This window comes from Epilithonimonas sp., assembly GCF_036780765.1.
Lineage (GTDB): Bacteria > Bacteroidota > Bacteroidia > Flavobacteriales > Weeksellaceae > Epilithonimonas.
The window spans coordinates 33,378-45,569 of sequence record NZ_DAIQCG010000011.1 but is presented as its reverse complement, the minus strand read 5'-3'; the positions used below and the strand labels follow the sequence as shown (position 1 = coordinate 45,569).

Below are 12,192 nucleotides of genomic sequence, written 5' to 3'. Positions count from 1 at the left end.
TCCTAGTAAGACTTATGAAAGCAAAACTACTTTTAGCTGCATCATTATTTGCAGTAGTTGCACAAGCACAATTAGCGACAATTAACGAAAACTTTGATAACTTCACAGCAGGAAGTAATATATTCCCGCAAAATGGATGGTCTACCAAACTACCTATTAGTCAAGCTCAACCACAGCCGATTATGATTGTAACACCAGGTGAAAACAAGTCTATCCAAGCATATCCAGGGAGTACAGTAGCGCAGCCAATGTACCTGATTACACCTCAGATTGTAGCTCCTGCAGGTGACAAAATTCTTTCTTTCGACACTGCTATGGTTGCTGGAGGATTTAGTACTATTGGTACTGTACAAGTTGGCCTTGTAACGGATCCTACTGACATGACAACTTTCGTAGCTGTTGGTAATCCGATAGAATTAACAAGTACAACAATCCAAAATGTTAAAGTTAGTATCCCAGCTTCTGCAGCAACATATTTGGTAATCAGAACGACATCGTCTACTATGCACACACCAATTCATATTGACAATGTAAAGTATGATACTAACCTAGCTGTTAATGAAAGTACTTTCAATTCGAATAATGTGAAATTCGCGGTTTCAGCAGACAATAACTCTTTGAAGTTCGTTTCTACAACTACTCTTTCTAATGCAAAAATCTACTCTGCTGCTGGACATGTTGCAACAGAAGGTAAAATTTCAAACAACACATTAAACATTTCTACCTTGAAATCTGGTGTTTATTTTATCATTATCGAAGATAATGCAGGGCAAACTGTTAAATCTAAATTTATTAAGAAATAAACATTCGATTTATTCAAAATTCAAAGCCTTTCAGAATTCTGAGAGGCTTTTATATTGATTTTACTTAGAGCTTAAAACAATAGGTCATTCTTGGAAGCCGACAAGGGGGGTTAATACTGATGTTGTATATTACATCAAGGAAGGAACTAAATATTACAGAATGTACTTCACCAAAAACGGAGGAGCTACACGGGTGATATGTATTTCAAATACAAAGATATTACTGTAGAACTTTCTGTTGCTGACTTTGGTAAAAAAGGAACTTTTGGATTTATCCAAACCCAACTAAAGAAGATAAAAAAGTTAACATTTTATTTGATGTAAAAGAAGCAGCTTCTAAAAACGGAAGCATCGAAGTATTTGACTTTTCTGGTAAAAAAGTATATGAAACAGCCATCGTAAACCATTCTGGATTTTCTACTCAACAAGTTGATCTTAATAGACTTTCTTCGGGAGTTTATGTCGTGAAGATTACTTACGGAGGACAGACAGAAACAAAAAAGCTTGTTGTAAAATAAGCTATATTTCAGATTTTATTCTTTATAAGACCACCTTCGGGTGGTTTTTTGTTTGTTGTGATTTGCTTAAATAATGAGTAAATTTGTAGAAATAATTCAATTACAGTGAATTCCATTATCAATAAAAAAGTAAAATTTCAGGATTTGGGAACCAAAGATTACCAGCCATCTTGGGATTATCAGGAAGAATTACTGAAAAAAAACCTCGAAACTAAAATCTTCAATCGAGAAAATCCAGATCATCAAAAACCCACCAATAATTATTTTCTTTTAGTAGAACATCCGCACGTTTATACACTTGGCAAAAGCGGACACGAGGAGAATCTTCTGGCCAATGAAGCTAAACTTAAAGAAATCAACGCGACTTATGTGAAGGTAAACCGAGGCGGAGACATTACATATCACGGTTTCGGGCAAATAGTTGGCTATCCTATTTTAGATTTGGAAAATTTCTACACAGATATCCATCGTTACATGCGCGATTTGGAAGAAGTCATCATCCGAACTATTGCAGAATATGGACTGAAAGGAGAACGTTCAAATGGCGAAACTGGTGTCTGGCTTGATGTGGGAAAACCTTATGCCAGAAAAATATGCGCAATGGGTGTCAAAGCTTCTCGTTGGGTTACCATCCACGGATTTGCTCTGAATGTGAATACTGATATGCGCTATTTCGAATACATCATCCCTTGCGGAATTACCGATAAACAAGTGACTTCCTTGAAAAGAGAATTAGAGCAAAAAGTTGATTATGAAGAAGTAAAACAAAAAATCAAAAAACACTTTGTAGATGTTTTTGGTTGCGAACTAATTTCATAAATGATCAATGATAATTGATAGATGATATTAACATTTTGACCTAATCATTTATCAATTATCAAAAATCGATTATATTACATCGTCATCCCAATATCAATTCCTTTGATTTTTCTATAAAGATCAGTGGCAAAATTATCCGTCATTCCGGAAACGAAATCAATCACGCCAAGCACTTTCTGATAATCAGTTCCATCTTCATAAAAGAATTGTTTTGGAAGAAGTTTCAGGGCTTTTTTATCGTATGATTTTCTTTCATTGGCTGATTTCAAAATCGATGGGATGAAGTGATCCAGCAATTCGTACATCACATTATAGCCAGCATTTTCGATTTCTACAACTGCTTTGTGATTGTATATTTTTTCAATCGAAAAACTTTCGATATCTTGGAGCGTTTTATTTTCAGATTTGTAAATATCCAAAAGACCTTTTTCTAAATTACCTTGTAAAATTTTATCGAAATTGCTTTTGTAAAGTTCAATGGACTTATTAATCAATGCATTGATAACCTTTGCTCGGAGATAAGAAATCTGTTCATTTTCATTGCTGATGGAATCCAGCTTCTGCTCTACTCTTTTGATGTCATCCGTTTCTGATTTTACGAGTTCAAAAAAGAGATTTTTACAATCTGTTGTAGAAACGATTCCCAATCTGTGCGCATCTTCCATATCAATAATGTTATAGCAGATATCATCAGCGGCTTCTACAAGCCAAACGAATGGATGTCTTTTGAAGATATAAGGATCGTCATTTTCCTGTATCATTGACGTGCTCTTAGCAATTTCCAGAAAAATTTCCTTTTCATTCTGAAAGAAGCCGAACTTTTTACGATGAATAATGCCTTTCTTTTTAGCAATCGCTTCACAAGGATATTTCGCAATACTTGCCAAAGTCGCAAAAGTCAATTGGATTCCGCCTGCATCTTTTCCTTGCTGCTGTTGAGCCAAAACTCGGATGGCATTGGCATTTCCTTCAAAATTGACCAAATCCGCCCATTCCTTTTCATTGAATTTCGATTTTAAATCTCTTTCATTTCTGTCAAAATAGCTGGCAATCGCATCTTCTCCAGAGTGTCCAAAAGCAGGATTTCCAACATCGTGACAAAGACAAGCTGCAGCAATAACATTTCCAAGATTATGGAGATAAAAATCCTTAGATTCTTGATTAAGATCATTCGAAAAATTATTGTGAATGAACTCTCCAATCACACTTCCCAAACTACGACCAACAGAAGAAACTTCTAAAGAATGCGTCAATCTATTATGTACAAAAACACTTCCAGGAAGTGGAAAAACCTGAGTTTTATTCTGTAATCTTCGGAATGCTGATGAGAAAATAATTCTATCAAAATCCCTTTGAAAATCGGTTCTAGAAGCTTTGGTATGCGGGTTATTTCCTGTACGTTGATTGGTAAAAATTGAATTCAAATCCATAATGGATTCAAAAATAAGGGATATTTTATTTTTAACGGAATAATATTTGAGTTTTTATCAAAAAAGTAGTTGTGCCAGAAGGCCCCCAGTAATTTTATTAATGAAAGAATATCTCCAAAAATTGGTTGGAGAAAAGTGATAGTTTCTACTGCGAGAAAGACCAAAAATTATTCTATATTAAATTCATTTTAAAGAAAACTTAGAATTAAAAGACTTTTACTGTCAATAATGATTTGATTTGAGTTTTATTTTACCTATAATTGGCAAAATTTAATTTTATGAAGAACAAATACTTTTTAATTCTATCATTATTTTCATCATTAGCTTTTGCCCAACAAACCATTTCTTTTGAAGCTTCAGAAGGTTTTGTGGCTGGAGATATCAACGGACAAAATGGATGGGAAGTTACCCTAAACAGTGATGATGAGCCAATCAAAAATCAAGTCATAACTAATGAAAAAGCGTCAGAAGGAACTCAGTCCATAAAAATAGATGTTGATTTGGACGAAAACTTTCTCTTCTTTCCCATCTTTGGTGCAGCAAAAATGTTTGACAAAGCATACGATTACAAAAATACTACGATAGAGATGGATGTTTTTATCACAGAGAAAGATGCTTCTAATTTTGATTTTGGTACTTTTGGAATTGTTGATACTGATGAATATATGCCTGTTGCCATTTTTGCTTTTAATTCTTTAGGTGTTTTGGAAGTTGTAAAAAGTGAAGATTACGAGTATGAAAGCGCCAACTTTAACTGGGAAGCTAATAGATGGTATAAACTGAAATCTGTCACTTCTGAAGAAGAAATCCAATTCTATGTTGATGGTGTTTTGGTTCATACGATACCGAACTTCTCCAAAACCAATATTACAGGAATCAATCTTCTTCACGACAATTTTTCAGGTGGTGCATATATCGACAATATCAAAATCAATGATGAAGTAATGGCTGTAAACGATGTAACGAAAGCCAACATCAAATTATATCCAAATCCGGTAAAAGACATCTTAAAGATAAATCTTTCAAATAACGAAAACATCAGCGAAATCAACATCTATAATGTTGCTGGACAGAAACTAAAAACGTTTTCTAAGCAATCAGAAATCAATGTAGAAAGTTTGCAAAAAGGTGTTTATATGTTGGACATCAAAACAGACAAAAACAAAACTTACAATTCCAAATTCATCAAACAATAAATTGAAAATCCTGCCACAACGCAGGATTTTTTATTTAATTTTATACAAAATCTTATCCTGATGAAAAACATCATAAATCCTGAAACGTTTAACTTTCTTTCTAGTCTGGAAGTCAATAATAACAGAGAATGGTTTAATGAGAATAAAAACTTATATCTAAAAGCCAAGGAAAATGTTGAAAATGTTGTCAATAAAATTATTTCCGGTGTTTCAGAATTCGATGAAAGTGTAGAGAGATTGGAAGCAAAGAACTGTATTTTCAGAATTTACAAAGACACAAGATTTTCTAAAGATAAAACACCTTACAAAACCAATATCGGCGCATCATTAGTAGAAAAAGGTCCAAAGACTTTGAATCACGCAGGTTATTATGTGCATTTGGAACCAGGCAAATCTTTTTTGGCCGGCGGCGTTTATATGACCGAACCAAAAAATCTAAAAGCCATCCGTGAAAAAATCAGTTCTGAAGGAGAAGACTTCTTGAAAATCCTTAATAAAAAATCTTTCAAAGATAATCTGGAATTACGAGGCGAACGATTAGTAAAAATTCCGCAAGGTTTTGATAAGGAAAATCCAATGGGCGATTATCTAAAATTCAAGCAATTTACAGTTTTTCATCCGCTTTCTGACGAAGAAGTTTTGGATGGAGACTTTGTAAAAAATACGGTTAAAGTTTTTAAAGAAATCTATCCTTTTAATCAGTTTTTGAATGAGGCAATTCAATAATAAGATAAGCAAAATTGTTTTTAAATTTTGGATAATTAATGTTTTGATGAGTCTCATTTTTTTTGTGGCTTACCGAATCATAATTTCCGAAACAGCAACGGAAGATAAAACTTGGCTGGGTTGGTTGTTAGAATTTTTAAAAATAATGACAAGCCTAGGTTTTTCTTTGATTTTCCTTGGAGCAATGGCGATTTGTTCGTTATCAATTTTTTTGAATTTAAATCAGAACATCAGAAACAATTTCTATTATTCATTATTAACATTTGTAGGATTGTCTTCAGTTTTTACTTTGTATTGGCTGATCATCATAATTGCTAAAAATTTTATTCACAAGGAAAACCCTTTGATAATATTCTTAATCTTTTGCGTTATATACGTCATCTTTTCTGCAATCGAGTTTAAAATATTCCGAAAAAAAATCCGATCCATCAATTGATTTGGAAAAATGAACTAACAAAAAAAATCAGGAAGCAACTACTCTCTTATTCTGGATCCAATGTTTGATATTACAACTCTGGAGATGGTTATGCTACTTCAAAAGCTAACTGTTTAGATTTATTAGCCTTAGCAGATTTTGATTGATGTAATCATTTCTGAAAATTGTAAAATCCTCGGTTTCACACCAGACAAATTGGACAAGTACGAGAAACAAACTTTCAAGCTCATCAACAAAGCAAAAATCAAAAACCTTAAACCACAAAAAGGACGAAAACAACAATATCTTGAAAAAAGACAAATGCCCAGAACCGATCATCCGTTTTTACAACTCAAAAACAAAAAACCTCTCCACGTCGGAGAGGTTTTCATTTTTATATAATCAATGAATCACAAAACAATTTATAATTCATAATTAATTATTCATAATTGACTACATATACGCTTCAATCGGCTCGCAAGTACAAACTAGATTTCTGTCACCGTACGCTTCATCGATTCTGGCAACCGTTGCAAAGAATTTATGAGTCCTTACCCATTCCAAAGGATAAGCAGCTTTCTCTCTACCGTAAGGTTTATCCCAGTTATCAGAGATAACCAATTGCTCAGTGTGAGGCGCATTTTTCAGAACATTGTTCTCTTTATCAGCATCACCGTTCGCGATTTCTTCAATCTCTTTTTTGATGTTGATTAATGCTTCGGCAAATCTATCAATCTCTTCTTTGTTTTCAGATTCGGTTGGTTCTATCATAAGAGTTCCCGCAACAGGGAAACTCACTGTTGGTGCGTGGAAACCATAATCCATCAAACGTTTCGCAACATCAGCCACCTCAATCCCTAAAGATTTGAACTGACGGAAATCTACGATACACTCGTGCGCCACTCTACCTTTGTCGTTAGCATAAAGGATTGGGAAGTGCTCAGCTAAGATTTCTTTCAGGTAATTAGCATTCAATATCGCGTGTTCAGTCGCTTTTTTCAAGCCTGCTGATCCCAACATTTTGATATAAGCGTAAGAGATATTAAGAATCAATCCAGAACCGTAAGGAGCTGCAGAAATCCCCTCGATAGCATCTTTTCCGCCAGTTGTGATATTTGCATTGGTTGGCAAGAAAGGAACCAAATGTTCTGCCACACAAATAGGACCAACACCAGGACCACCACCACCGTGAGGGATAGCAAAAGTCTTATGCAGATTAAGGTGACAAACATCTGCACCAATATTTCCAGGACTTGTGAAACCAACTTGCGCGTTCATATTCGCACCGTCCATATAGACTTGTCCGCCGTGCTCGTGCGTTAATTTCGTAATTTCTTTGATATTAGCATCGAAGAATCCGTAAGTTGAAGGATAAGTAATCATCACACAAGACAAGTTCTCAGAATGTTGTTCTGTCTTAGCTTTGAAGTCTTCAAAATCAATTTCTCCATTCTCAAGATTCTTCACCACTACGATTTTCATACCAGCCATTGCCGCAGACGCCGGATTGGTTCCGTGTGCAGATTGAGGAATCAAAACGATATTTCTGTGACCTTCGCCTCTGTTTTTATGGTATTCTCTAATCACCATTAGACCTGCATATTCACCTTGTGCACCAGAGTTAGGTTGAAGAGAAGTTCCAGCAAACCCTGTGATTTCTGCCAAATCTTTCTCCAGTTCCTTAATCATTTCCTGATAACCTCCAGCTTGTTCTGTCGGCACAAATGGATGAACACCGCCCCATTCTCCCCAAGAAAGAGGAATCATTTGAGTTGCTGCGTTCAGTTTCATTGTACAAGAACCTAGAGAAATCATAGAATGTGTTAATGACAAATCTTTTCTCTCCAGACGTTTGATGTAACGCATCAATTCTGTCTCTGTATGATATTTGTTGAAAACTTCTTCATCCAAAATACTATCCGTTCTCAATAAATCTGATGGGATAGAATATTCTTCTTTAAGGCTTACTTTATAGCCTTGTTTTCCTTTGAACTGGGCAAAAGCTTCAATCAAATGATTTAGTTTATCAACCGTCGTAGTTTCATTAATAGAAATACTCACAATACCTTGAGAGAAATAATTAAGATTGATTTTCTGATCTCTCATTTTCATTCTCAAAGAAGTTTTCTCCTCCTCGTGCAATCTGAATTTTACCGTATCAAAAACCGGTTCAGATACGATATCATAACCCAAAATTTGCAAAGCATCAGCTACAGCATTAGTCTTATAGTGAATTTGGTCAGCGATGAAGTTAAGGCCTTTAGGACCGTGATAAACAGCGTACATTCCCGCCATAACAGCCAAAAGAACTTGAGCTGTACAGATGTTAGAAGTTGCTCTTTCTCTTTTGATGTGTTGTTCTCTGGTTTGAAGTGCCATTCTCAATGCACGTTTTCCGTACATATCTTGAGAAACTCCGATAATTCTACCAGGAATATCCCTTTTATAATCTTCTTTACAAGTGAAAAACGCCGCGTGAGGACCTCCGTAACCCATCGGGATACCAAATCTCTGTGTAGTTCCAACCGCACAATCAGCACCCATATCAGCAGGAGATTTTAGCTTCACCAAAGCCATCGGATCACAAGCAACTACCACTTGTAAATCGAATTCTTTATAAGAAGTAATATGGTCTGTATAATCTAGAACAATTCCGTTTTTCCCCGGATATTGCAACAAGACCCCAAAGTAAGAATCATTGAACTGATGATTGATATGACTCCCTACAATCACATCAATACCAAGACCTTCTGCTTTAGTTTTAAGAACAGAAACAGTCTGTGGAAGAACTAAATCTGAGATGAAAAACTTTGTAGCATTATTTTTCTTTTGGTCTTTCGTTCTGTTGTTGAAGAACATGTGCATCGCTTCTGCAGCTGCCGTAGATTCATCAAGAAGAGACGCGTTGGCCAAAGGAAATCCCGTTAAATCCGAAACAACTGTCTGGAAATTAAGCAAAGCTTCTAATCTACCTTGTGCAATTTCTGCTTGGTAAGGCGTATAAGCTGTGTACCAGCTTGGATTTTCCAGAATATTTCTTTGGATTGGGGAAGGCAAAATTGTATTATTGTATCCAAAACCGATGTAATTATCAAAGTTTAGGTTTTTGGAAGCCAACTCTTTAGAATGTAAAAGCATTTCATACTCCGAAAGAGGCTCCGAGATGTCTAAATCTTTTTCTAACCTGATAGCATCAGGAATGGTTTGTGAGATTAATTCTTCTATGCTTTCAGCCCCTACTTTCTTCAGCATTTCCCCTTTATCAGACTCATTAAGACTGATGTGGCGATTTACGAATTGTTGTGTATTCATTTATAAAACTTCAAATTAGATTCTTATTAATAAGGTTTGTAAATTTAATTAATTTTGGAAATATTCATTAACATAAAATTTAACAAAAACTTCATCTTAATCCAGATTCATTACAAACAAAATAATTTAAAACGCTATTTATTATATATCGAATCGATTTTATCCGAATATTTTTCGAGAACGATATTTCGTTTAATTTTTAAGGTTGGTGTAATTTCTCCGCTTTGGATTTCAAAATCCGCAGGCATCAGGATAAATTTCTTTATTTTCTCAAAACCAGACAGATTAGTTTGGATTCCGTCTATCAATTTCTGGTAAAATTTCTGAACTTTTTCATTTTCTACCACTTCTTTCCAGTTGGTAAAAGTCACGCCCAAAGTTTTCAATTTCTCTTCCAATGTTTCAAAATTCGGAACAATTAAAGCAGAAACGAATGGTTTATCTTCCGCAATCAACATTATCTGGTTGATATAACTGTTGTTGGAAAACATATTCTCAATCGGTTGAGGTGCAATATATTTTCCGTTGGAAGTTTTCATCAGATCTTTAATTCGGTCTGTGATAGTCAGGTTTCCTTCACTATCAAAAACACCAGCATCGCCTGTTTTCATCCAGCCATCTTCTGTAAAAATCTTAGCCGTTTCTTCAGGATTTTTATAATAACCTTTCATTATTCCACTTCCTTTCACTAGAATCTCATCATTCTCACCTATTTTGATTTGAGAATCTCCTAACAATTTTCCAGCACTTCCATATTTGTATTTAGTGAATGGAAAAGCTGTAACAGTCGCCGTAGTTTCAGTCATCCCGTAACCAACAGTGATGTGGATTCCCATTGCGTCGAAAAACTTCGTCACTTCTTCTGAAATCGATGCACCACCACAAGGCATAAACCAAAGTTTTCCGCCAAGTTTTTTCTTCACTTTATTAAAGACTAAAGCATTGGCTAATTTATTTTTAAGACTAAGTCCGAAAGGAATACTTTGATTTAATCGCTTTTTTTCAGAAACCAAACCTCCGTTTTCAATCGCCCAACTGAAGATTTTCTTTTTCAAATCAGAACCAGAATTCACCATTTCATTCAGTCCAGCATAGATTTTTTGATAGAATCTTGGAACTGAGCACATCATTGTCGGCTTCACTTCGGTCAATGCAGATGCAATCAATTTTGGATTCTCCAAGAAACTGACTTTTGCTCCAAAATGTAAACAAAGTAACGTCCAGCTTCTCTCGAAAACGTGTGTCAAAGGTAAAAATGCCAATGAATGTTCATCTTCAAATCTCTTGAATTTGAAAAATCCCATATGCGCATCAAACGCTTTTAGAAAATTGGAATGTGTAATCATCACACCTTTCGGAACGCCTGTTGTTCCTGATGTATAAATCAAAGTTGCCAAATCATCTTCTCCTCTTTCAACAATTTCCAAATCCTCAGATGCAGACTCGATGAAAGTTTCTAAGTAAGATGAATTTTCCTTTAGCTTGATATATTTTTTAGTAATGATAATCTGTTTGAGAGGCAAACCTTTGTTCAAAAGATTTAGACAGACATTATATTGCTCTTGATTTCCTGCAAAAATAAATTCCGCTCCAGAATCCTTAATAATATATTCAACTTGGTCTTCGCCGTTGGTCGAATAAACTGGAACCGTAACCGCACCAATCGCCATAATTGCCAAATCAAAAATAATCCACTCGGCAGAATTATCGGCATAAATAGAGACTTTGTCGTTCTCTTTTACACCACTTGCTTTGAGTGCGTTGGCAGTTTTAAAGACTAATCTTTTGAGTTGATACCAGCCAAGCTCTTTCCATTCGTGATCTTTTTTGAAACCTAGAGCTGGTTTTGTTGGATATAGGTTAACGTTTTTTTGAAGAAAACTAGTAACGTTGCTCATTAATGATAATTATGATTTAAGAGATTCCATATAATTTTTGAGATGGAAATCTATGCTTTCAGAAACCGGAATAAATTGGTAATTCAGGAACTCTGTTATTTTTTGATTAGAAACTTTGGAGTCAGTTCTTACCGTTTCGATGTTATTTTTACTCATTAATTTCAAAATCGGAAATAACCACCCGAAAAGTAATGAAATAATTGGTAAAACTTTATAAATAAATTCAGGAACCAATTTAGCTTTTGGTTTTCCAAGCGCAGTTCTTACTTTATCAGAAACCAAACGGAATTTTTCATTTTCAGAGATGATAATAAAACGTTCTCCAAAGGAATTTTTGTTCATCAATTCGACAGCGATTTTCGCAACATCTCTTACATCAACATAAGCCGTTCCACCAGGAAAAGTTCTGGAATGTGAGGATTTTTTGAATAAATCGCCACTGCTATTTCCCCAATTTCCAGTTCCAATAATAACACCTGGATTGATGATAATGCTTGGTAAACCTTCGTAATGTGCGCGCCAAACTTCCATTTCGGAAAGGTGTTTGGAAATGGCATAAGAAGAATGTTCTAGTTTTTCATTAAAATCCGAATTTTCATCCATCATTCCCTGTTCATTATAACCATCCAAAACGGCTATTGAACTTACAAAGAGAAATTTTTCAACAGTAGAATTTTCCACAGCATAGAGAAGATTTCTTGTTCCATCAACATTTGTTTTGTTCATCGCTTTGTCATCCTGAGGATTGAAACTGACAATTGCAGCACAATGATAAACTTCATTTACACCAATCAATGCTTCTTGAAGAGAATCCAAGTCTTCAAAATCTACGTCCATCCATTGGATTTTATCGAAATAAAAATCGGGCTTATCTGTATAAAAACGATAGGACGCTCTTACTTCTTTCAGATTGCTAGAAGGTCTTTTTGTTGCGCGAACTTCTTTTCCTTGCTTTAAAAGTTCGAGAACAATCACTCTTCCGAGTATTCCTGTAGCGCCGGTGACTAAAACCATATGTGCAAATATAGCGAAATTGTAGATTTATGAAATGATTTTTAATCACATAAAATAAGAA

12 protein-coding genes are annotated in these 12,192 nt (G+C 34.9%); 8 read left to right on the top strand and 4 right to left on the bottom strand.

Annotation, left to right across the window (positions count from 1 at the left end):
• Positions 1–14 precede the first annotated feature (14 nt).
• From V7P73_RS13150 to lipB, 4 genes are all read left to right on the top strand, one after another.
• On the top strand, positions 15–803 hold the full coding sequence (locus V7P73_RS13150; RefSeq protein ID WP_333854368.1) for a T9SS type A sorting domain-containing protein: 789 nt from the start codon (positions 15–17) through the stop codon (positions 801–803).
• Positions 804–1,001: 198 nt separating this feature from the next.
• A complete protein-coding gene (locus V7P73_RS13145) occupies positions 1,002–1,127 on the top strand; it encodes a hypothetical protein (RefSeq protein ID WP_333854366.1) in 126 nt (41 codons plus the stop codon).
• A complete protein-coding gene (locus V7P73_RS13980) occupies positions 1,073–1,321 on the top strand; it encodes a T9SS type A sorting domain-containing protein (RefSeq protein ID WP_442896974.1) in 249 nt (82 codons plus the stop codon). The genes V7P73_RS13145 and V7P73_RS13980 overlap by 55 nt, the downstream gene beginning before the upstream one ends.
• Before the next feature lie 105 nt (positions 1,322–1,426).
• Positions 1,427–2,140, top strand: a complete 714-nt coding sequence (gene lipB / locus V7P73_RS13140) for a lipoyl(octanoyl) transferase LipB (protein WP_333854364.1) — start codon at positions 1,427–1,429, stop codon at positions 2,138–2,140.
• Between the two features lie 74 nt (positions 2,141–2,214).
• On the opposite strand, the gene V7P73_RS13135 is transcribed toward lipB, so the two are convergent.
• Positions 2,215–3,570, bottom strand: a complete 1,356-nt coding sequence (locus V7P73_RS13135; protein WP_333854362.1) for a deoxyguanosinetriphosphate triphosphohydrolase — start codon at positions 3,568–3,570, stop codon at positions 2,215–2,217.
• A gap of 278 nt (positions 3,571–3,848) precedes the next feature.
• On the opposite strand from V7P73_RS13135, the gene V7P73_RS13130 reads away from it, so the two are divergent.
• The 4 genes from V7P73_RS13130 to V7P73_RS13115 all read left to right on the top strand — a co-directional run bounded on the left by V7P73_RS13130 (position 3,849) and on the right by V7P73_RS13115 (position 6,309).
• On the top strand, positions 3,849–4,766 hold the full coding sequence (locus V7P73_RS13130; RefSeq protein WP_333854360.1) for a T9SS type A sorting domain-containing protein: 918 nt from the start codon (positions 3,849–3,851) through the stop codon (positions 4,764–4,766).
• Between the two features lie 60 nt (positions 4,767–4,826).
• Positions 4,827–5,492: a DUF2461 domain-containing protein gene (locus V7P73_RS13125; RefSeq protein WP_333854358.1), complete on the top strand. Its 666-nt coding sequence runs from the start codon at positions 4,827–4,829 to the stop codon at positions 5,490–5,492.
• 46 nt (positions 5,493–5,538) lie between these two features.
• A complete protein-coding gene (locus tag V7P73_RS13120; RefSeq protein WP_333854356.1) occupies positions 5,539–5,928 on the top strand; it encodes a hypothetical protein in 390 nt (129 codons plus the stop codon).
• Positions 5,929–6,066: 138 nt separating this feature from the next.
• Entirely contained in the window at positions 6,067–6,309 is a 243-nt protein-coding gene (locus tag V7P73_RS13115; RefSeq protein ID WP_333854354.1) for a hypothetical protein, read from the top strand.
• Positions 6,310–6,360: 51 nt separating this feature from the next.
• Here the strand turns inward: V7P73_RS13115 and gcvP are convergent, their stop codons facing one another.
• The 3 genes from gcvP to V7P73_RS13100 all read right to left on the bottom strand — a co-directional run bounded on the left by gcvP (position 6,361) and on the right by V7P73_RS13100 (position 12,131).
• Positions 6,361–9,219: an aminomethyl-transferring glycine dehydrogenase gene (gene gcvP, locus V7P73_RS13110; protein WP_333854352.1), complete on the bottom strand. Its 2,859-nt coding sequence runs from the start codon at positions 9,217–9,219 to the stop codon at positions 6,361–6,363.
• Positions 9,220–9,353: 134 nt separating this feature from the next.
• Complete coding sequence (locus tag V7P73_RS13105; RefSeq protein ID WP_333854350.1) at positions 9,354–11,117, bottom strand: AMP-dependent synthetase/ligase; 1,764 nt, start codon at positions 11,115–11,117, stop codon at positions 9,354–9,356.
• 9 nt (positions 11,118–11,126) lie between these two features.
• The gene (locus tag V7P73_RS13100; RefSeq protein WP_333854348.1) at positions 11,127–12,131 is read right to left on the bottom strand and encodes an NAD-dependent epimerase/dehydratase family protein; all 1,005 of its coding nucleotides are present in this window, start codon (positions 12,129–12,131) and stop codon (positions 11,127–11,129) included.
• Positions 12,132–12,192: the final 61 nt, after the last annotated feature.